This window comes from Nostoc sp. 2RC, assembly GCF_014222165.1.
Lineage (GTDB): Bacteria > Cyanobacteriota > Cyanobacteriia > Cyanobacteriales > Nostocaceae > Nostoc > Nostoc linckia.
The window spans coordinates 1-20,305 of sequence record NZ_JACKZU010000133.1 but is presented as its reverse complement, the minus strand read 5'-3'; the positions used below and the strand labels follow the sequence as shown (position 1 = coordinate 20,305).

At 40.5% G+C, this 20,305-nt stretch carries 22 protein-coding genes; 20 read left to right on the top strand and 2 right to left on the bottom strand.

What is annotated here, in order from left to right:
* Window positions 1-314: 314 nt before the first annotated feature.
* The 13 genes from GNE10_RS16555 to GNE10_RS16495 all read left to right on the top strand — a co-directional run bounded on the left by GNE10_RS16555 (window position 315) and on the right by GNE10_RS16495 (window position 10,604).
* Window positions 315-836 carry a Ycf51 family protein gene (locus GNE10_RS16555; RefSeq protein WP_185566121.1) on the top strand — a complete coding sequence of 174 codons (522 nt, stop codon included), beginning with the start codon at window positions 315-317 and terminating at the stop codon, window positions 834-836.
* Window positions 837-1,520: 684 nt separating this feature from the next.
* Entirely contained in the window at window positions 1,521-2,714 is a 1,194-nt protein-coding gene (locus GNE10_RS16550; RefSeq protein WP_185566120.1) for an iron-containing alcohol dehydrogenase family protein, read from the top strand.
* A complete protein-coding gene (locus tag GNE10_RS16545) occupies window positions 2,711-3,916 on the top strand; it encodes an aspartate aminotransferase (protein WP_185566119.1) in 1,206 nt (401 codons plus the stop codon). Before GNE10_RS16550 ends, GNE10_RS16545 begins: the two co-directional genes overlap by 4 nt.
* Window positions 3,917-3,988: 72 nt before the next feature.
* On the top strand, window positions 3,989-4,273 hold the full coding sequence (locus GNE10_RS16540) for a hypothetical protein (protein ID WP_185566118.1): 285 nt from the start codon (window positions 3,989-3,991) through the stop codon (window positions 4,271-4,273).
* Complete coding sequence (locus tag GNE10_RS16535; RefSeq protein ID WP_185566117.1) at window positions 4,270-4,665, top strand: type II toxin-antitoxin system VapC family toxin; 396 nt, start codon at window positions 4,270-4,272, stop codon at window positions 4,663-4,665. Before GNE10_RS16540 ends, GNE10_RS16535 begins: the two co-directional genes overlap by 4 nt.
* A 17-nt stretch (window positions 4,666-4,682) precedes the next feature.
* Window positions 4,683-5,006 (top strand): helix-turn-helix transcriptional regulator, encoded by a 324-nt coding sequence (locus GNE10_RS16530; protein WP_185566116.1) that lies wholly within the window; start codon window positions 4,683-4,685, stop codon window positions 5,004-5,006.
* Window positions 5,007-5,172: 166 nt separating this feature from the next.
* Window positions 5,173-5,898, top strand: a complete 726-nt coding sequence (locus GNE10_RS16525; RefSeq protein WP_185566115.1) for an MIP/aquaporin family protein — start codon at window positions 5,173-5,175, stop codon at window positions 5,896-5,898.
* A 13-nt stretch (window positions 5,899-5,911) separates the two neighbouring features.
* A complete protein-coding gene (locus tag GNE10_RS16520; RefSeq protein WP_185566114.1) occupies window positions 5,912-6,346 on the top strand; it encodes an ArsI/CadI family heavy metal resistance metalloenzyme in 435 nt (144 codons plus the stop codon).
* Between the two features lie 6 nt (window positions 6,347-6,352).
* Window positions 6,353-6,748, top strand: a complete 396-nt coding sequence (gene arsC / locus GNE10_RS16515; protein WP_185566113.1) for an arsenate reductase, glutathione/glutaredoxin type — start codon at window positions 6,353-6,355, stop codon at window positions 6,746-6,748.
* Window positions 6,749-7,090: 342 nt separating this feature from the next.
* The gene (locus tag GNE10_RS16510; RefSeq protein WP_099067461.1) at window positions 7,091-7,651 is read left to right on the top strand and encodes a hypothetical protein; all 561 of its coding nucleotides are present in this window, start codon (window positions 7,091-7,093) and stop codon (window positions 7,649-7,651) included.
* A gap of 1 nt (window position 7,652) precedes the next feature.
* A complete protein-coding gene (locus GNE10_RS16505) occupies window positions 7,653-8,039 on the top strand; it encodes a DUF2358 domain-containing protein (RefSeq protein ID WP_185566112.1) in 387 nt (128 codons plus the stop codon).
* 557 nt (window positions 8,040-8,596) lie between these two features.
* Entirely contained in the window at window positions 8,597-8,878 is a 282-nt protein-coding gene (locus GNE10_RS16500; protein ID WP_185566111.1) for a hypothetical protein, read from the top strand.
* A gap of 313 nt (window positions 8,879-9,191) precedes the next feature.
* Window positions 9,192-10,604, top strand: coding sequence for a tyrosine recombinase XerC (locus GNE10_RS16495; protein ID WP_185566110.1), 1,413 nt, complete (start codon window positions 9,192-9,194; stop codon window positions 10,602-10,604).
* Here GNE10_RS16495 and GNE10_RS35460 read toward each other — a convergent pair.
* Window positions 10,573-10,731: a hypothetical protein gene (locus GNE10_RS35460; RefSeq protein WP_221642871.1), complete on the bottom strand. Its 159-nt coding sequence runs from the start codon at window positions 10,729-10,731 to the stop codon at window positions 10,573-10,575. The genes GNE10_RS16495 and GNE10_RS35460 overlap by 32 nt on opposite strands.
* Here GNE10_RS35460 and GNE10_RS36530 point away from each other — a divergent pair.
* From GNE10_RS36530 to GNE10_RS16475, 4 genes are all read left to right on the top strand, one after another.
* A complete protein-coding gene (locus GNE10_RS36530; RefSeq protein ID WP_221642870.1) occupies window positions 10,678-10,914 on the top strand; it encodes a Bro-N domain-containing protein in 237 nt (78 codons plus the stop codon). The two genes, GNE10_RS35460 and GNE10_RS36530, sit on opposite strands and share 54 nt — an antisense overlap.
* Window positions 10,915-11,117: 203 nt before the next feature.
* Window positions 11,118-12,296: a TRC40/GET3/ArsA family transport-energizing ATPase gene (locus tag GNE10_RS16485; protein WP_185566109.1), complete on the top strand. Its 1,179-nt coding sequence runs from the start codon at window positions 11,118-11,120 to the stop codon at window positions 12,294-12,296.
* Between the two features lie 378 nt (window positions 12,297-12,674).
* The gene (locus GNE10_RS16480; RefSeq protein WP_185566108.1) at window positions 12,675-16,004 is read left to right on the top strand and encodes a GAF domain-containing protein; all 3,330 of its coding nucleotides are present in this window, start codon (window positions 12,675-12,677) and stop codon (window positions 16,002-16,004) included.
* A 372-nt stretch (window positions 16,005-16,376) separates the two neighbouring features.
* Window positions 16,377-16,529: a lmo0937 family membrane protein gene (locus GNE10_RS16475; protein WP_099067457.1), complete on the top strand. Its 153-nt coding sequence runs from the start codon at window positions 16,377-16,379 to the stop codon at window positions 16,527-16,529.
* Between the two features lie 215 nt (window positions 16,530-16,744).
* On the opposite strand, the gene dnaN is transcribed toward GNE10_RS16475, so the two are convergent.
* On the bottom strand, window positions 16,745-17,908 hold the full coding sequence (gene dnaN, locus GNE10_RS16470) for a DNA polymerase III subunit beta (protein ID WP_099067456.1): 1,164 nt from the start codon (window positions 17,906-17,908) through the stop codon (window positions 16,745-16,747).
* A gap of 298 nt (window positions 17,909-18,206) precedes the next feature.
* Here dnaN and GNE10_RS16465 point away from each other — a divergent pair, with 298 nt between their 5' ends.
* The 3 genes from GNE10_RS16465 to GNE10_RS16455 form a co-directional block, all read left to right on the top strand.
* Entirely contained in the window at window positions 18,207-19,442 is a 1,236-nt protein-coding gene (locus GNE10_RS16465; protein WP_185566107.1) for an LL-diaminopimelate aminotransferase, read from the top strand.
* 242 nt (window positions 19,443-19,684) lie between these two features.
* Window positions 19,685-20,095 carry a Uma2 family endonuclease gene (locus GNE10_RS16460; protein ID WP_260446910.1) on the top strand — a complete coding sequence of 137 codons (411 nt, stop codon included), beginning with the start codon at window positions 19,685-19,687 and terminating at the stop codon, window positions 20,093-20,095.
* A 23-nt stretch (window positions 20,096-20,118) separates the two neighbouring features.
* A partial coding sequence (locus GNE10_RS16455; RefSeq protein WP_185566106.1) for a hypothetical protein occupies window positions 20,119-20,305 on the top strand: 187 nt, incomplete at its 3' end.

Sequence of the window (20,305 nt, the reverse complement as noted above, 5' to 3'; positions counted from 1 at the left end):
GTTGTAAATATTTAGTAAAAAAAATACTCGCATAATTAAAAATGCAAATCGTTGGTAGAGACTAGCAATTGCAACGTCTCTAAATCTGTTGAAATGCAAAAAATTGTGCAGACTATGTAACTAATTCGCTAACAGTATTTTTGAAAAAAATCAGCTATCTATGGCTTGAATTATCTTTATTCAAAATTCATGCATTCACGCATTAAAGAACTTTTGACTTTTTTATGCCCGATGCCCAATGTCCTGTTTGGCCTATGTATCAGTAAAATGGTGTTGTCGGTAACGAAAAGAAAGACGCCTCAGTAACTAACCTTATGCTCACAACAGCTGACTTTTTTCAATACACCCAATGGTCTGGTATCGCCACCTTGGTATTCGCTGCTTTAGCAGTGTTGGGTTTTGTTCTCAAATGGGGCATCCGCTTTCGGTTGGTGGGTACAACTGGCTTTATGGTGGTGCTAACAGCTGGTTTATTTGCACTGTCCATAGTCCCCTTGAGTCGTACTGTGATTCCCGGAGCAGTGCGCTACAGTTTAGTTTATGACAATGGCTCAACACAAGCGACGATCGCGGTGTCACCACAAATTTCTCCCACAGAATTAGATGCAACCTTACGTCAAGCAGCCAGCAATCTTTATTCCTATGGTCGTTCGGGTACACTCCAAGACGACAAGCTAACAGTCCGCGCCCGTACCATTCTGCACCCAGAACCAGGGATTTCTGTCCCAGTTTACTTGGGTCAAATCAAGCGATCGCTAATTTCTCGTGACAACTCCTCAGTACAAGTGGAAATCTATCAAGACAAATTCGCCCAATTGCCGAAATCGAAGGCTTAACGGGAGATGAGGAAATGGGGAAAAGGGAAAGGGGCAAAGGGCAAGGGGCAAAGTCATAGGAAGAAGCAAAGACCCCTCCTTTAACCTTTAACCTTTCCCCTTTTCCCCTATCTTTACCCGAAGGGTTTTGCCCTATGCCCCATTTCCAATGCTTGTGACCAGGATGACATGATTTATTTTGTATTTACTGATACTTTATATCATGTCCGGTTAAAGACTTATTGTTTAGACTGACATGGAGACACGGGGACGCTCTTACGCAAAGAGATTTTAATGATAAGTGATTAGGCGGACATGATATTAAACATATAAGCGTTCCTCGACTAATGTGCGTTCGCGTAGCGTTCCGAAGGGAAGCACGAGGGAGGGTAACAGCGACGAAACGAGCAAACCGTTGTGGTAAACTACGCTTTTTTTGGGAATCTAAGAGTGCTAATGTTATTTAATTATACGGTTGTTCAAAACTTTGATAGTTCGGAATTTTAGATCGATGAGCAGCATAGATTCAAGCAATGTCGTCAAATTACTTAAACGGTGGGCAACGGGCTTTGCTATTTCATGGCTCGGCTAAAATCCAGTTGAAGGGGTGTAAAATTTGTCGTCATCTTTAAAGCTGGCAACAAGTATCCCTGAGGAAAAGTCAATTTGGTTAAGAAATATCAAAGTTTTGGCACACTAGTTTATATGTCTAATCAATTTTCTACTCAACCTTCTTTGTCTACTCAAACTTCTAGTTCGTTATTTACCCTGACAATTGCCCCAGCAAAAGTAATCCGTGGTTCTGGTGTGTTGCCAGCCGCCGCAGCAGAAATCATTGGTTTGGGAAATCGTCCTTTGATTGTGGCAGGAGAACGCACTCTTGCCATCAGCCAAGAAAATCTGCAACCAATTTTAGAAACCCAACAGTTACATCCTGCCCAAGCTTCGTATAGTCCAGATTGTTGCGAAGCAACTTTGAAAAGTTTACGCAAGGCAGCCAAAGAACATAAAGCTAATGTGATTATCGGTGTTGGTGGTGGCAAAGCTTTGGATACAGCGAAATTACTCGCGCAACAGCTACAGCTACCAGTGGTGACGATTCCGACTTCTGCGGCTACCTGTGCAGCTTGGAGTGCCTTGTCTAATGTTTATTCAGAAGACGGGGCATTTCTTTATGATGTGGCGCTGTCTCGTTGTCCGGATTTATTGATACTCGATTATGATTTGATTAAAACAGCACCGCAACGTACTTTAATCGCTGGCATTGGTGATGCGATCGCTAAGTGGTACGAAGCCTCAGTTAGTAGCGGGCATTTACAAGACACTTTAATTATCGCCGCCCTCCAACAAGCACGAGTTTTGCGAGATATCCTCTTGCAAAAGTCAGCCGCCGCCCTCCAAGAACCAGGTAGTGAAGTTTGGCGAGAAGTTGTAGACGCCAGTGTGTTACTTGCTGGCGTAGTTGGCGGATTAGGAGGAGCGCAGTGTCGTACTGTTGCCGCCCATGCAGTGCATAATGGTTTAACGCACATTTCGGGACACGGCAGTATTCACGGCGAAAAAGTTGCTTTGGGAATTCTGGTGCAACTGCGTTTAGAAGAAATGCTACAAAACAATCAACTAGCAGCATCGGCGCGGCAACAGTTGTTAAAGTTCTACGCAGAAATTGGACTACCCCAGAAATTAAGTGATTTGGGATTGGGCAATATTACACTAGGTGAGTTGCAAACAGCCGCCGAAATTGCCCTAGCTCCTAATTCTGACATCCATCGACTACCTTTCAAAGTCGCATTGGAACAGTTGATGGCGGCAATGGTTTCTACCACTGCACCTATAGATAGTAGAGATACGATGAATCGAGTTTCGCCCAAGGGAATGAGTGACGAGGTTGAAGCATGAGTTTAAATTGGATAGTGCCAGCACAACGCATACAAAAATTACCGCCTTATGTATTTGCCCGTTTAGATGAACTAAAAGCTAAAGCACGGGAACAAGGCTTAGATTTAATTGATTTGGGCATGGGAAACCCCGATGGTGCAACACCACAACCGGTGGTAGAAGCGGCAATGGCCGCTTTGCAAAATCCCGCCAATCACGGTTATCCTCCCTTTGAAGGCACTGCGAGTTTCCGCCGAGCGATTACTAATTGGTATCGTCGGCGTTATGATGTCATTCTTGACCCTGATAGCGAAGCTTTACCGTTACTCGGTTCTAAAGAAGGATTAGCACATTTAGCGATCGCTTACATCAACCCAGGCGATGTAGTTCTGGTTCCTTCTCCCGCTTATCCTGCCCATTTTCGCGGCCCCGTCATTGCTGGCGGTCAAGTTCATAGCTTGATTTTGAAACCCGAAAATGATTGGTTAATCGATTTAGCCGCCATTCCCGATGAGGTTGCCCGAAAAGCCAAAATCCTCTATTTCAACTATCCCAGCAATCCCACCGCCGCCACCGCACCCCGCGAATTCTTTGAAGAAATCGTCGCCTTTGCCCGCAAATATGAAATTTTGCTGGTACACGATTTGTGTTATGCCGAGTTAGCCTTTGATGGTTATCAACCCACTAGCTTGTTAGAAATTCCCGGTGCGAAGGAAATTGGTGTGGAATTTCACACCTTATCCAAAACTTACAATATGGCTGGTTGGCGCGTCGGCTTTGTGGTGGGCAACCGCCATGTCATCCAAGGTTTGCGAACGCTGAAAACTAACTTGGATTATGGCATTTTTGCCGCCTTGCAAACAGCAGCCGAAACCGCTTTGCAACTACCAGATGTGTATTTGCATGAAGTACAACAACGCTACCGCACCCGCCGTGATTTCCTCATTGAAGGATTAGGGCAATTGGGTTGGGATATTCCCAAAACCAAGGCAACGATGTATCTTTGGGTGAAATGTCCTGTAGGGATGGGTTCTACAGATTTTGCGTTGAATGTGTTGCAGCAAACTGGCGTTGTGGTTACCCCTGGTAATGCCTTTGGGGTTGCCGGTGAAGGATATGTGAGAATTAGTTTGATTGCAGATTGCGATCGCTTGGGTGAAGCTTTACATCGCTTGAAGCAAGCTGGTATCCGCTATCAACCGGAAGCTGTAGTCTCTGCTTAAAAAGCGATCGCTGTTCTCGTTAGTTGATTAAATGATGTTTGATATCATGTGAAAAGGTAGATAGAGTGAAAAATGATTGGTACTAACGTTTTCATCAGTCAAGAAACTCAAGAATCTCTAATTAAAGCTGCTGCTTTAAAAGAAATGTCTGTTGAAGAACTAGCTTCTTCTATTTTGAGGGAAAGTATCCAAGAAAAGTTGGGACAAATTAGCTATGATTCTGAGAATCAAGGCAAATTTGCCATTAATCCTCTTGCAAAAATGCAACCTTATGCTTATTTGGCAGATCCAAATGAACCTGTTATTTCTCCTGATGATTGGGAAATGAATCAGAATTTTGAAGCGAATGAGTTGTGATTATTCTTGATACTCACATTTGGATTTGGTGGAATCATAATGATTCAAATTTGACCCCTGCTCATCTTGACGCAATAAATAGGGAAAGACCTCATGGTTTGGGTGTCTGCTCCATCAGTTTGTTAGAGATTAGCAGACTTGTTACCCAAAATAAGTTAATTCTTCCCTGTTCGATTCAAGAATGGTTCAATATTGCTTTGGCACAAAAGGGAGTAATTCTTCTATCAATTACTCCCCAAATTGCCATTGATTCCTACTCACTTCCAGGGGATTTTCATAAAGATCCAGCCGATAGAATTATCGTTTCAACAGCAAGAATTTATAATGTTCCTGTGGTGAGTATAGATGAAAAAATACTTGCCTATTCTCACGTGAAAAGAATTCTTCCTTGATTATCAAAACCTAATTCATGCAAACCCCCGCTGCCACTGTTCCTCATTTAATTGCTGCGGGCTTTCACGCCCTTTCCGATCCACTTAGGATTAACGTGTTGGAATTGTTACGACAGCGAGAATTATGTGTGTGCGATCTGTGCGAAGCCTTGGGGGTAAGTCAGTCGAAATTAAGCTTTCATCTGAAAACCCTCAAGGAAGCTGGCTTAGTTAACTCCCGTCAGCAAGGGCGCTGGATTTATTACAGTTTAAATTTGCCACAGTTTAGTCTTTTAGAAGAATATTTGGCAGGTTTTAGCCTTAATAGGGTAATTTCATCTGTACGTCCCTGCTGTGATTAGTGTAGCGTTTTGAAACGCAGAGTAACGCCAAGTCAGCGCCAAGGTACTCAGAGTTTTTATGGAAAAATTCCCTACAAAACTTATGCAAAGCTAAATACTTGACATATCAACTTTTTTTGAAATAATATCTAACGCATCAACTTTTTTTGAAATGTAGGACGTTGATATGCCTGCAAGGGGCATAGAGTCAAGTTTGCAGATTTGGCTAAGTAAATCGCTGGTGTCTTGCTGGCGAGAGGCTTTAGCAGAGGGAATTGGCACTTTTATTTTAGTGTTTGCGGGTACTGGTGCTGTGATGGTGAACTACCTCAGTCAAGGTGCAATTACACATATTGGTATCAGTTTTGTCTTTGGTGCTGTTGTTGCAGCGTTGATTTATTCTTTGGGGCACATTAGCGATGCACACTTTAATCCGGCGGTAACGTTAGCGTTTTGGAGTAGTGGATTTTTCTCGAAAAAGCGAGTTTTGCCGTATATTTTAGGACAGTTGATGGGGGCGATCGCCGCTTCAACTTTACTATTAATTAGTTTGGGGCGAGTTGCCAATTTGGGGGCGACGATACCGCTAAATGGCAATTGGTTGCAATCGTTGGTCTTAGAATTTGTTCTGACTTTTATATTGATGTTTGTCATTTTGGGTTCGGGATTAGACCGACGCGCCCATATTGGTTTTGCAGGGTTAGCCATTGGGTTGACGGTGGGAATGGAAGCAGCATTTATGGGGCCGATTACCGGTGCAAGTATGAATCCGGCGCGTTCCTTTGGCCCGGCTTTAGTGGGAGGAATTTGGCAGCATCATTGGGTTTATTGGGTTGCGCCTATTTTAGGAGCGCAATTAGCAGTGATAGTATATCGACAGCTTTCTTATGGATTTCGCGATTTCCAAGAATAAAGGAGCAAAATTGATGGCAACTTTAAAAACTCATGTAGCTTTGAATGTGACTAATATTGAAAAATCTGTAGCTTTTTATCGGGCAATGTTTGGTGTGGAACCTGTTAAATATAAGGTTGACTACGCTAAATTTGATATTGCGAATCCAGGGTTAAATTTAACTTTGAATTTAACAAATAACGTGCAGTCTGGCGGTGCATTATCTCATTTGGGAATACAAGTTGAAAGTACGCAAGAAGTACAAGCAGCGATACAGCGATTTACAGACGCGGGATTGGCATTATTTACTGAAGATAATACTGATTGTTGCTACGCTTTGCAAGATAAAGTTTGGGTAACAGATCCAGATGGTAACCGTTGGGAGGTGTTTGTGGTGAAGGTAGCAGATACAGCACCGGAAAAAAATGTGGCTGTGGCACAGGGTGTAAGTAAGTCTTGCTGTGGGTAATTAGTGATGAAAAAGGTGATGTTTGTTTGTAAGAAAAATTCTCGGCGATCGCAAATGGCCGAAGGTTTTGCTCGGACTTTAGGTGCAGGGAAAATTGCTGTTGATAGTTCTGGTTTAGAAGCAAGTCATGTAGACCCAAAAACTATTGATATTATGTCAGAAATTGGCATTGATATTAGCAATCAAACCTCGAAGCCTTTAAGTGATTTTCAAGCTGAAGATTATGATGCTGTGATTTCATTATGTGGTTGTGGAGTTAATTTACCTCAACAATGGGTGTTGAGAGATGTATTTGAAGATTGGCAACTTGACGACCCAGAAGGACAAGCAATTGAAGTTTTTCGCCGTGTTCGTGATGAAGTTAAAGAACGAGTTTTAAAATTAATTGATTCTCTTAATTAAAGCAAGCTCAAGTTTATCGACAAGCCAGAAACGAAGGTAAACACTGTAGGGACTTCCAAGTAAAAAACATTCCATAGAAGATTGTTGACTGTTGACGGTTAACCGTTAACAGTCAACCCTTGAACCAAAATAATTTTTTGGAGTTCCTTAATACCACGGATGATAAAATTTGAGTTGAGCTAAGAAGCCATCCCTCAATTATAGTTAGTATTACGTATGGTAAATGAAAAATTGAGGGCTTGGGCTGGGCATAGGGCATGAAAAAATCCCCTGTTTGGCTTATTCCCGACTTCAACAAATCATCTCGCTGCGTAAATCCTGATAGTGTTTCCTACTTTGCTTATGACACCTGAAGAAATTACGGCTACTTTAACAGAATTATTTGGCACAAATGTTGATGCCAGCACCCCTAATTCTTGGGAAGTAAATACTTCTACTTTTAAACTTTTGGTGCTACTGTCCAAAGATAACACTTGGCTGCGAGTTTTGCTACCAGTATTACCATTACAAGAAGCCCAATCTTTTTTAGCAGAATTTTTGTCAGCTAACTTTGATGAAACTCAGGAAGTACGGTATGCTTTGTATGATGGGCAAATTTGGGCAGTATTCCACCATAACATTACTACTTTGGTAAAAGTGGATTTTGAAAGAGCGATCGCCCGATTAATTTCTCTACATGAAATAGGTATAGATAATGCCTTCAATCGCTTAGTTGAAACCCGTATCCGCCAAGTTATTAAAGTTGCAAAACTACAAGGACAATCCCTGCAAGCTACCATTCAAAATCTAGAACGTTTTTATGCAGAAGGAATCATGGGTGAAATCGACGAGACTCCAGAAGCGCGAGAAGAAACCCTAGCTGCTTGGCGGCGTCAGTTACAACGCTTATGGGATGAAGTATAAAATGGATATCATTGAAATTCTCAAACAAGACTATCAAAGATTCCCAGTCAATCAAACTTACAGTATTTATGCTCCAGATGTTTATTTTCAAGACCCAATGAATAAATTTCGTGGAGTTAAACGCTATCAAAAAATGATTAATTTCATCCAAACTTGGTTTTTAAATCCCAAGATGGATTTACACAATATTGAACGTTTGGGAAATACAATTAAAACAGAGTGGACACTTAGTTGGAATACCCCTGTTCCTTGGAAGCCACGTATCTCCATTACTGGTTGGAGTGAATTAGGTCTTAATTCTGAGAATTTAATTATCTCCCACATTGATTATTGGAACTGTTCGCGACTAGACGTAATTAAGCAGCATTTTTTTCCTGCAAAAAATTGATATTGCCAGAAATTAATAGCTTATTACTATTACAGTAGAGGCAATAACCAAGTATCAAACTATAGAAGCAAATGCTGATGGCTGGTTGTGGAGTCAGCAATTAGAGTTATTTTTGGGAGTGTATGAGTCAAAATTACGGTTTTTTAACGCGGATAAGCAGTTAGTAGCGACTCAGAATAGGACTTACGCACAGCCAACGGAAAACGAACCACAGAGGACACAGAGTTCACGGAGAAATGAGAGTTTAAGAGGGTTTTTGCGTAAGTCCTACAGAAGAAAGGGTAAAAGCAGCAGAACGAGAAGCTGAAATAGCACAGCAGCAAATGGAAGAACTGAAAGCTAGATTAAAGGCGCTAGGGGTTGATACTGAACAGTTAGAGTAGTAAGCACCAAAACTACAGGTAGCCAAGGATACAATACAAGCTACATAACTCCGCAAAGAGCCGATTCTAATTGGTGAATTTACCAATTCTGTTGTAAATATTGAGTTTAGCGATCGCTCCATTCAACCTACAACTTATGATCGATAATAAACTCAACTTGAAAGTGCAATGGCAATGACTGATAAAGAACTCAAACATCTAATTGAGAGTAATGCTAAAACAGTCCAAGCTATGTTGGATGAAATCAGCGAAGCGCGAGAGGAACGCCAAGAACTCCGAGAAGGAATGATTCAACTTCAGAATGCACTGGCACAATTAACGAACATACAAGATAAGATAGCTAATTTACTAGTTGCTGTTGATGGCGATCGCCCTACAATTCTGAAAAAACTTTCAGCAATTGAAACCAAGCTCGATCTACTGTTACAGGAAAACCCAACAGATAAATTAGAGTAAATATTGATATTTGGTGTCTCTACGAGTAGTTCTGCGAATCAAAACGGATTCCTATACTATATAAATAGCAGTCAATATGGCAATATAGCTGGATTGTCCCACATATTTATTATTGATCTGCTTGCGCCTAAACGTGTTAAAGCAGCATTTATTTTCCTTAAACAGCCGATAATTGTAAATAAATGTAAAAATCCTTAGGCAGGAAAGAAGCATCCATGCGTGTAAATTTTTTCACGGGAAAAATAGCAATATAATGCTTACATATCAGTTATCTGAAAACTGATATCCAAACTTTGAGCATTAATTGAGCATCATGGTAAACAGTGCTAAAACTCCCGCAGGGAAGACTAAGAAAGGTCAAGTAGCAGTACGTCCAGATTCAGGGTCAATCAAAGCTTGCTTCCCTCGCAGTTATTTTGCAGATGGTAAACAGGTAAAACTAGGAACTGGTATCAACCCTGACGATTGGAAGGCTACGGCATCAAAGCTAGAGCGTAGGCTACAGCTAGAACTGGAAGAAGGAAAGCTATCGGTAGAACCTGAAGGAATATTTAATCTAGGACGCTATCAAGAAATTCTTGAGGAATATGGGTTAAGAGCAAAACTGAGAGTGGTTAAGAATGCCGAAACCTCAGACGATCAGCTACCACCTAAGCCAGAGTTATCCTTGATGGAAGTTTGGGATATGTACTGTGAGTACAAAAAACCATCATTAAAAGAAACTGTATACAAACTTGACTACTGCAAGCGTTACCCTAACTTAATTAAATCGGCAATCAAAGCAGTAGGGGAAAGTGACGCAAGTAAAATTAGAAATTGGTTGATAGAGAATCGCAATCTTGAAACGGTTAAAAATCTTTTGTCTTATTTATCAAAAGCGTATGAGAGAGCTATAAAATGTAAGCTTATTAAGCACAATCCTTTTGATGGAATGGCTGAGGACTTACAGCAAATAGGAGCGTTAGGTAAAAAACAAAATGAAATTGAGATTGAAAATGATAATGATGTTTTAGATAGGTCAAAGGCTTTTATCTGGAATGAAGCTGAGACAATACTTAGTTATGTACAAAACAATCCCTACCTTTGCCATTGGCACGCTTTTATTGACTTTAAATTTCTTACTGGCTGTAGAACTGGTGAAGCAATAGCTTTTATGTGGGGTGATATTCTCTGGGATAAAGAACAGATTGTTATCAGGAGAACATACAGTGAAAGGATTAAAAAATTCCTTCCCACTAAAAACGAAACTACTAGATTTTTTCCTATGCCCAAGGATGGAAGATTGTGGAAGCTGCTAGCATCAATACCGCAAAAAGAAAATAATGAAACAGTTTTTACCTCTAAACACAATAGAATTATCTCTGCAAGGACTTTTAACAATACTTGGCGTGGTGGTATCGATGGTACAAAAGGAATTATTCCAACATTGATTAACCAGGGCAAGGTTTCTAAATATCTACCACCGTACAACACAAGACATACTTTTATCTCTCATCAAATATTCGATTTGGGTAGAGATGAGAGAACGGTAAATGCTTGGTGTGAACATAGTCAAGAGGTTTCTAGAAAGCATTATCAAGACATTGCTGATAGAGCAATGCAAATTAACCCAGAGTTACCAGCTAATCAACAAGCACAGCAACAATCAGAGATTGAGATATTGAAGGAACAGTTACGACAACAACAGGAATTAATCAACAAACTACTACAGGATAAGGATAAATAAACTCTTCCCATCCATTGCCTCCATCTCGATACCAGCGAGTTGAATTGCTGACACATCTCAGGCGATCGCCAAGTTGGACAATGATGAAAAGGGTACGTGCATTGTACGCACCCTTGGTGGTAATCAAGAAATGTTATGCGTTAACGAATCAGGCTTATACTCTCTTGTTCTTACCAGTCGCAAGCCACAAGCCAAGCGTTTTAAGAAGTGGCTTACTTCGATTACCCTTATCCTGCCTAAAACGAAAAAATCAATTTCTTTAGTTTTTTCCTCAAAAATTGAGTGCAATTCTGAAAACAGCTATCTGTAAATTTAGTTGGAGTATTGCTCAGACTATTTTTGTAGGATAGAGAAAGATGGATTTTCTCTCTCGCTCTTGAGCATCTATTGAGCATCAATACCGAGTATTAGGATATACTAATTCTAATGCTCAAAATGCTGAGGATAGGGTAAATGAGCACTATATGAGCATTTTCTAGAGAGTAACGGCTGAAAGTACTGATTTTGGTTATTATGCGTGTAATTTTAATGACTGGTAAAGGCGGCGTGGGTAAAACCTCCGTTGCTGCTGCAACTGGACTCCGTTGTGCAGAATTAGGTTATCAAACCTTGGTTTTAAGTACAGATCCTGCTCACTCCTTGGCAGATAGTTTTGATTTGGAAATGGGACACGTACCCCGAAAAATTCGCCCAAATTTGTGGGGTGCAGAATTAGATGCACTGCAAGAACTAGAGGGAAACTGGGGTGCGGTGAAACGTTACATTACCCAAGTTTTACAAGCAAGGGGTTTAGAAGGGGTACAAGCGGAAGAATTGGCAATTTTACCAGGTATGGATGAGATTTTTGGCTTGGTAAGGATGAAACGCCACTACGATGAAGGTGAGTTTGATGTCTTGATTATCGACTCAGCCCCCACTGGCACAGCATTGCGCTTACTGAGTTTACCGGAAGTCGGCGGTTGGTACATGCGCCGTTTTTATAAACCATTTCAAAATATCTCAGTAGCACTTAGACCTTTGGTGGAACCTTTGTTTAAACCAATTGCTGGTTTTTCGCTACCAGATAAAGAAGTGATGGATGCACCTTATGAGTTTTACGAACAAATTGAAGCTCTGGAAAAAGTATTAACAGATAATACTCAAACCTCAGTGCGTCTTGTGACTAATCCCGAAAAGATGGTGATTAAAGAATCTCTCCGCGCTCATGCTTACTTGAGTTTATATAATGTTGCCACGGACTTGGTTGTGGCTAATCGCATCATCCCCAAAGAAGTAGAAGACCCATTTTTCCAACGTTGGAAACAAAATCAGGAGCAGTATCGCCAGGAAATTCATGATAATTTCCACCCTTTGCCGATAAAAGAAGTGCCGCTGTTTTCTGAGGAAATGTGCGGACTGGCTGCACTAGAACGCTTGAAGGAAACTCTTTATAAAGATGAAGATCCAACTCAGGTTTATTACAAAGAAACGACTATTAGAGTCGTACAAGAGCAAAACCAATACAGTTTAGAACTTTACTTACCCGGTATTCCGAAAAACCAAATTCAACTCAGTAAAACTGGGGATGAATTGAATATTACTATTGGGAATCACCGTCGTAACTTAGTTTTGCCACAAGCCCTAGCAGCACTACAACCAGCCGGAGCAAAGATGGAAAATGACTATCTGAAAATTAGCTTTGCGGCAATGTAAAAGTTTGATTTTGTTGATATATAAACTTTCAACAAAAACTGCAAACTCAACAGTAAAAATATTTTCTGATAGCTAAGAAGACGCAACAAAAATTTGCGTCTTTTTTTTAATTTTTTATAAATTTAGTTAGCTATTTGCCGTAGTTTTACTGAAGACAAATTGCTGAAATTAATTGAAAAATGTCATTAGATTTTAGAAAAAAGAATTCAAGAATCATGTTCGCCACTAAATGAATGAATAAAGGAATTTAAGTCTGCCACTTCAAGCATTGCTAAATTTTGTTAGCGCAGCAGGGCGTAGCCCATTGTGGCTTATGACTTGTGACTTCTCCATTAATCATGTGTGTTTGCAAATTATTAATTTAAGATTTTATCAGCAATGACCTCGAACTCTCACCAAGCTTGGCAGGCAACTGGCCATGAAGAAACTTTACTGCACCGGATTACAAACCGTATCCGGCGGAGTTTAGAATTAGAAGATATTATCACAGTCACAACAGCAGAGGTGCGATCGCTACTGCAAACTGACAGAGTGATGATTTACAAATTTCATCCCGATGGTAGCGGTCAGGTCATTGCTGAATCAATTCACAATAATCGTTTACCGTCACTACTAGGGCTAAATTTTCCTGCTGATGATATTCCATCTGCTGCCCGTGAATTATTTACAAAATCACGAGTGCGTTCTGTTGTCAATGTTGACACTCAAGAAATCGGTCAAAGTCTCCTGCACGATTTAGAAAATGGAGAAACCATCTCAGAGGAAATCTTTTATCGTCCTGTAGACTCTTGTCATGTTGAATATTTAAAGGCAATGGGGGTAAAGTCTAGTGTGGTAGCTCCTATTCTTGACCAAAATCAACTTTGGGGACTTTTGGTGTCTCATAATTCCCAAGCACGTTTGATTTTAGAATCCGAACTACAAGCATTACAAATAATAGTCGATCAATTATCAGTTGCCATCGCTCAAAGTACCCTCTTGACTCAAGTCCGCAAAACAGCTGCCCAAGAAGCCATCATCAACAACATTGCTAGCCTGTTACATTCACTACCGACAATTGTATTGCAGCCAGCCCTAGAAGCCGCCGTTGCTGCCTTTGATGGTGTTGGTGGTCGGCTTTGCATTAGAAATGCAGCTTTTGATTACCACAATGGTAGCGTCACCAGTTTTACAGAATGCTTAATTCCCGGAAATACTTGTATAAAACTGTATACCTGCGGTCAGCAACCCATAATACCAAAACAAACCATATATCCACTCATAGAGCAGTATAGTGCGTGGCAGGAATACTTTAATTTTGTAGAACAATATGATGTTTGGGCGATTTTAGATATTTATCAAATTCCAGGCTGGCGAAGTTTGCAAATTGCTTTTGAAGCAACTAAAATTCGCAGTATGTTGGTGATTCCACTCCAATATCGTCAACAGTTGTTGGGTTATTTAAGTATTTTCCGCAACGAAATAGATATAGAAACTCTCTGGGCGGGACAGTATGACACCGACAACAGACAATTATACCCCCGGCGATCGTTTGAAGCTTGGCGCGAATCTAAAAAAGCACAGGTACAACCGTGGACGCCTGAAGAAATTGAACTGGCTAAAAACCTCGGTAAACACTTTGCTTCGGCAGTTCAGCAGTATGAATTATACCAACAAGTCCAAGTCTTCAATGAAAATTTAGAACATCAAGTTAAACGACGCACAATGGAATTACAACGCACAGCCGAACAACAGCAAGCTGTGTTTAAAGTTATTGCCGAGATTCGTGAATCTTTGGAGACAGATACAATTTTTCAAACAACAACCAAAGAAGTTTGTCAATTAATCAAAGCCGATCGCGTTTCTGTTTATCGTTTCGATGATGATTGGGGTGGTGAATTTGTCGGGGATTTCGAGGCTGCTAGTCCATACTGGTCGAATGAATCCGAACTAGGGATTAAAACTATTTGGAATGACACCTACTTGCAAGATACCCAAGGAGGACGCTACCGCCACAATGAAACATTTGCAGTGGATGACATCTACACAATGGGATTTACTCAGTGTCATGTGGAGAATTTAGAGCAATTTCAAATTCGGGCTTTTGTACTTGCTCCAATTTTTGTTGGGCAACAACTTTGGGGTTTATTGGCAAGTTATCAACACACTGGCCCTCGTCAATGGAAAGCTCCAGAAATCGATTTTATCAGTCAAATTGCGGCTCAAATGGGGGTAGCACTCCAGCAAGCTCAATTACTGACTCAGACACGAGAACAGGCCTTAGATTTGCAACAAGCAGCAGAACAACAACAGGCATTATTTGAAGTTGTAGCGAAAGTAAGGGAATCTCTAGATTTAGATGCAATTTTTCAAACAACCACTCAAGAAATTTGTAAATCACTCAAAGCCGATAGAGTTGCAGTTTACCGTTTTGAAGCTGATTGGAGTGGTGAATACATTGCGGAATTTGTAAATGAAGGTTGGGTAAAGTTAGTCAATTTTGGTAATAATATAGTTTGGCGAGATAGCTATTTGCAGGAAACCCAAGGTGGGAGATATCGCCACAACGAAACCTTTGTAGTTGATAATATTTATAAAGCTAATCACTCTGAATGTCACGTTTCGGCTTTAGAGGAAATTCAAGCCAAAGCCTATACCATTGCACCTATTTTTATTAGGCAAAACCTTTGGGGTTTGTTAGCAGTTTACCAAAACTCTGCACCTCGTGATTGGGAAGCTTCAGAAATTCAATTTATCACTCAAATTGCCAATCAGCTTGGGGTTGCACTCCAACAAGTGGAATTGCTCAATCAGACCAAAGAACAAAAGGAAAAACTGGCTATAGCTTTGGAGGATTTAAAGCAAACTCAAACCCAATTAATTCAAACAGAAAAAATGTCTTCATTGGGCCAATTAGTTGCTGGTGTTGCTCATGAAATTAATAACCCAGTGAACTTTATTTATGGCAACATTAATCATGTCAGCGAATACACCCAAGATTTACTGGGAATGCTAGATCTGTATTTGCAAAACTGCCCTAACCCAGACCCAGAAATTCGCGATCGCGCAGAAGAAATAGATTTAGAATTTCTGATTGAAGATTTGCCGAAAACTCTCTCCTCAATGAAAATTGGTATCGATCGCATCCGGCAAATTGTTTCTGGTTTACGCAATTTCTCTCGCCTAGACCAAGCAGAAAAAAAACCAGTTAATATCCATGAAGGTATTGATAGCACATTACTAATTTTGCAGCATCGTTTGAAAGCAAAACCAGAAAGTCCAGCAATTAAATTAGTCAAAGAGTACGGTCAACTTCCCTTAATAGAATGCTATGCCGGGCCATTAAATCAGGTATTTATGAATGTTTTAAGCAATGCGATCGATGCTCTAGAAGATTATAGAGATTCTCAATCCAAAGCTCATAACAATCAAATTACTATTACTACTTCTCTTGGGCAAATAGACAGTAATATCAAGAGTGTAATAGTTCGCATAAAAGACAACGGCCCAGGTATACCCGAAGACTTAAAGGTAAGAATTTGCGACCCATTTTTTACTACTAAACCAGTAGGAAAAGGCACTGGTTTGGGGTTATCAATTAGTTATCAAATTGTTGTTGATAAACATGGCGGTGTATTTAAATGCGATTCGCAACCAGGATTAGGTACAGAATTTTGGATTGAAATTCCCATTACACAAATTAACAAATCCCACAATCAAATTTCCTAGATTAGCGAGCAAGCCCAGTTTATCTACTATAGCGACCAGCGTTCAGATAAGCCTGTTTTTTCTTTTTGCTGTTTAGAGTTCCCTCAATACGTTTTGGATAAGCATCCCTTGTGGTCTGGGAAAAGGTTAAGGGGGAAAGGGTAAAGAATGTATTTGAAACCTTTCCCCTTTGCCCTTTCCCCTTTAACCGAACCGTATTGAGAGTTCCCTTACCTTCATAGAGGATCTTTCTTAACACCAAGTGTATTGAATTTTATCTCTCAAGATAGATGATTTACATTTTCAAACCTACCTGAAGGTAAATTGAATAAAACTCAACTTAGGCGATAAGATATCTGAACAAATCAAAATTACCTTAGTAAAAGCAAATATATGTTTAGTATACTTTGGGGTGTTGTTGTTGTCCTATTTGCTTTTTGGGCATTAGGATTAGTACTTCATATTGCCGGAAATTTAATTCATGCGGTATTGCTTATAGCTATTGCACTTGCTATTTACAATTTTCTGAAAGTGCGCGATGTTTAAAAATTAAAAAGCAAATCTCCATTATTTATGCAAAAGTGCAAAAAGCACTTTTATGGGAAAAGGGAAAAGGTTAAAGGGGAAAGGGAAAATACCAAACCTTTTGCCCTTCCTCTTTTCCCGACTTCTCTTAGAAGTCTAATGATTACGTATTATTTCTCGCGCGGCGCGTCTGGCGATCGCCAGCTACAATTAATTATGGAAATTTCCTGTAAATTTTAACTTCTCAGTTGCACCGGCATAGCTAGATAAGTCATTTTTAAACCACCCAGTGGCGTAAAAATCACTGGAGTTAAACTTTGATTTAAATGCATTTGAATTTCGGTAGATGGTAATTCTTTTAAGCCTTCCATTAAATATTTAATGTTAAAAGCAATTTCTATGTTTTCCCCAGAAATTTGCGCCGGCATTGGCTCTCTACCACTACCTACATCTTGGGCTTCACAAGATAAAACAATTTCCTGAGCTTCGCTATCAATACTGAGTTTGACAATATTATTTTTTTGATCTGCAAGTACAGCAATTCGTTCTAAAGTACTGATGAATTGCCGCCGTTCAATTGTGACTTGTCGCTCAAATTGACGGGGAATCAGTTGTCGATAGGCGGGATATTGTCCTTCTAATGTACGACTGGTCAAGCGTTGATTTTGCCATGCAAACACCACTTGACCTCGATCCAAATATAAAGCCACGGGTTCATCAGATGAAGCGCTATGAGCTAGCATTCGTTGTAGTTCGCGTAATGCTCTAGCTGGGACTGTGACTTCTAATTGATTAGTTCCATCTAGAGGACGCTCGTTGCTAGTTTCTACCACTGCTAGGCGGTGTCCGTCGGTAGCTGCAAATTCTAAAGTATCTTCTTTAACTGTTAAATGCACTCCCGTAAGTACTTGTTTAGTTTCATCAGCACTAGTAGCAAATAATGAACCCCGTAATCCCTCGATTAATGCAGTGGTGGTGAGATGGATAACCTCTGTATTTTCAATTATGGGTAGTTCTGGAAATTCCTCTGGACTCATGGCTCGTACTTCATAATGGCCACTCTTGGGTGTGATTGTTACGCTCACACCTTCGCCACTTGATGTTGGACTAGTGGTGTCCGAGCCATCATCGAGAGTAATTTCGCCCTCTGGAAGACGAGAAATGATGTCTACAAGTAACTTAGCAGGAAGGGCGATGGCTCCTCCTTCCCATACCTCGGCGTTAAAGCTAGTACGGATACCCAAACTCAAATCAAAGGCCGTTAAGCTGACTTGATTAGTTTCCGCATCCGCTTGTAACAGCACATTGGCAAGTATCGGATGAGTCGGTCGTGAAGGTACAGCACGACTGACGAGTGAGAGGTTTGTACTGAGGTCGCTTTGGGCGCAAACTAATTTCATAAGTCAGATTTAGCTGGTGAAAAATATCCTAACATCACATTCATTCTTAATCAGAATTCAGAATCCAGAATTCAGAATTCAGGAGCCAGAGATAATTATTCCCCACCTCACTACTCAAAACTTATCGCCCAGATAGGGTGAACGAAATTTTGTGTGGGATTTCTAGCTAAGTATCCAAAAAATTACCCTCCACACTCCCCACACTCCCCACACTTCCCACACTCCCCACACCTTTTTTCGCTCACCCGCCCAGATAAATTAGCAGTAAGCTATTTTAGGGCGTTTTTCATAATTTAGTATGGCAAGTATTAACGACAACTACCTGAAACTAAAAGCGGGTTATCTGTTTCCAGAAATTGCTCGACGGGTGAATGCTTTTGCTGAAGCGAATCCTGATGCTAAGATTATCAGGCTGGGCATTGGTGATGTTACTGAACCTCTGCCAGAAGCTTGCCGGACAGCGATGATTAAAGCTGTGGAAGAAATGGGCGATCGCAATACCTTTAAAGGCTATGGCCCAGAACAAGGCTATGCTTGGTTGCGAGAAAAAATTGCTGCTCAAGATTTCCAAGCACGGGGAGCCGAAATCGATGCTTCAGAAATCTTTATTTCTGATGGTTCTAAATGTGACACTGGTAATATCCTAGAAATCTTCGGTCATGACAACACTATAGCCGTCACTGACCCAGTTTATCCCGTATATGTAGATACCAATGTAATGGCGGGAAATACAGGTAAAGCTAACGATAAAGGTGAGTTTGAAGGTTTAGTTTATCTACCAATTTCGGCTGAGAACAACTTCACCGCCGAGATTCCCTCACAGAAAGTTGATTTAATTTATCTCTGCTTTCCCAATAACCCCACTGGCGCAACTGCTACCAAGGAATATCTCAAAAAATGGGTGGACTACGCCAAAGCTAATAACTCGATTATTTTCTTTGACGCAGCCTATGAAGCTTACATTACTGATGCATCGATTCCCCATTCAATTTATGAAATTCCAGGCGCAAGAGAAGTTGCGATCGAATTTCGCTCTTTCTCGAAGAATGCAGGCTTTACAGGAACTCGCTGCGCGTTAACTGTAGTACCGAAGACACTCACAGCCAAAGCCGCCGATGGTTCGGATGTGGAATTGTGGAAACTGTGGAATCGTCGCCAGTCCACCAAATTTAATGGCGTTTCTTACATCGTTCAACGGGGAGCCGAGGCGGTTTACTCCCCAGAAGGACAAGCACAAATTAAAGAACTGGTTAGTTTCTATTTAGAAAACGCCAAAATTATCCGCGAGAAACTGACAGCTGCGGGATTATCTGTTTACGGTGGCGTGAATGCGCCTTACGTGTGGGTGAAAACGCCTAATGGTTTATCAAGCTGGGAATTCTTCGATAAATTGCTGCAAACCGTCAACGTTGTGGGAACACCGGGTTCTGGCTTTGGTGCTGCGGGTGAAGGTTACTTTCGGATTTCGGCGTTCAACAGTCGGGAGAATGTGGAAGAAGCCATGAAACGCATCACTGAGAAGTTTAAAGTGTAAAGCGATCGCTTTTTACTGCTTTTGTTAAACTCATTCTATTAGTAAAGGTTACGGTGGGCTCAATACTTGTCGGTTAAAGGGAAAAGGGGAAGGGGAAAGGGGAAAGAAAAAACCTTTAACCTTTACCCTTTAACCTTTTCCCCAGACCGAATGCCGAGTTAAAAATCGTTAACCGAGCAGTATTGACGGTGGGCTATATTATCCACCGAACCTGATAAGTAATTTCTGATATTGTCAAAATATTGCTAAAAGCTAAAGATATTAGATATCAACCTTTTGGTTCTACCACCTTTAAAAAGCAAGGTTTAGCAGGAGTAGAACCTGATGCTTGCTTTTATATTCAAAATTATCAGCAAATGATTGGTCGTCGTCGCTTACAACCTGATGACCCGCCACCAGATTTAGCGATTGAAACTGATGTCACATCAAAAACTACTCTGGATGCTTATGAAGCCATTGGAGTTCCAGAACTATGGGTTTATGACAATGGAAGCCTTTCTATTTATTTGCTTAAAGAAGGAAAATATATAAAATCTGACACGAGTCCTAATTTTGAGAATATAGCTATTACTCAAATTATTCCTGCGGCTGTGGAACGTAGTTGGCAAGTAGGAAGTTTTCCAGTTTTGCAAGAATTGGAAGCAACGGTTTAGTAAATTATACAAAGTCTATATTTATGGAAAACTTTTTTGTAATTGGTCGTTTAAATGCAAATCCTCATTATTATGATTACTTTCATTATTTAGTTTTTAATGAAAATGGAACTGTAGATATGGGAGCTGGAGCAGGACAAGCAATAATTATTGTTGCTCAAGGAAAATATTCAGTAGTGAAAATTGATGATTATTCTGCTTCTATTAATC

Coding starts and splice junctions, on each gene's coding strand:
- GNE10_RS16555 (WP_185566121.1), top strand. CDS start 315: ATGCTCACAACAGCTGACTTTTTTCAATACACCCAATGGTCTGGTATC.
- GNE10_RS16550 (WP_185566120.1), top strand. CDS start 1,521: ATGTCTAATCAATTTTCTACTCAACCTTCTTTGTCTACTCAAACTTCT.
- GNE10_RS16545 (WP_185566119.1), top strand. CDS start 2,711: ATGAGTTTAAATTGGATAGTGCCAGCACAACGCATACAAAAATTACCG.
- GNE10_RS16540 (WP_185566118.1), top strand. CDS start 3,989: ATGATTGGTACTAACGTTTTCATCAGTCAAGAAACTCAAGAATCTCTA.
- GNE10_RS16530 (WP_185566116.1), top strand. CDS start 4,683: ATGCAAACCCCCGCTGCCACTGTTCCTCATTTAATTGCTGCGGGCTTT.
- GNE10_RS16525 (WP_185566115.1), top strand. CDS start 5,173: ATGCCTGCAAGGGGCATAGAGTCAAGTTTGCAGATTTGGCTAAGTAAA.
- GNE10_RS16520 (WP_185566114.1), top strand. CDS start 5,912: ATGGCAACTTTAAAAACTCATGTAGCTTTGAATGTGACTAATATTGAA.
- arsC (WP_185566113.1), top strand. CDS start 6,353: ATGAAAAAGGTGATGTTTGTTTGTAAGAAAAATTCTCGGCGATCGCAA.
- GNE10_RS16510 (WP_099067461.1), top strand. CDS start 7,091: ATGACACCTGAAGAAATTACGGCTACTTTAACAGAATTATTTGGCACA.
- GNE10_RS16505 (WP_185566112.1), top strand. CDS start 7,653: ATGGATATCATTGAAATTCTCAAACAAGACTATCAAAGATTCCCAGTC.
- GNE10_RS16500 (WP_185566111.1), top strand. CDS start 8,597: ATGACTGATAAAGAACTCAAACATCTAATTGAGAGTAATGCTAAAACA.
- GNE10_RS16495 (WP_185566110.1), top strand. CDS start 9,192: ATGGTAAACAGTGCTAAAACTCCCGCAGGGAAGACTAAGAAAGGTCAA.
- GNE10_RS16485 (WP_185566109.1), top strand. CDS start 11,118: ATGCGTGTAATTTTAATGACTGGTAAAGGCGGCGTGGGTAAAACCTCC.
- GNE10_RS16480 (WP_185566108.1), top strand. CDS start 12,675: ATGACCTCGAACTCTCACCAAGCTTGGCAGGCAACTGGCCATGAAGAA.
- GNE10_RS16475 (WP_099067457.1), top strand. CDS start 16,377: ATGTTTAGTATACTTTGGGGTGTTGTTGTTGTCCTATTTGCTTTTTGG.
- dnaN (WP_099067456.1), bottom strand. CDS start 17,908: ATGAAATTAGTTTGCGCCCAAAGCGACCTCAGTACAAACCTCTCACTC.
- GNE10_RS16465 (WP_185566107.1), top strand. CDS start 18,207: ATGGCAAGTATTAACGACAACTACCTGAAACTAAAAGCGGGTTATCTG.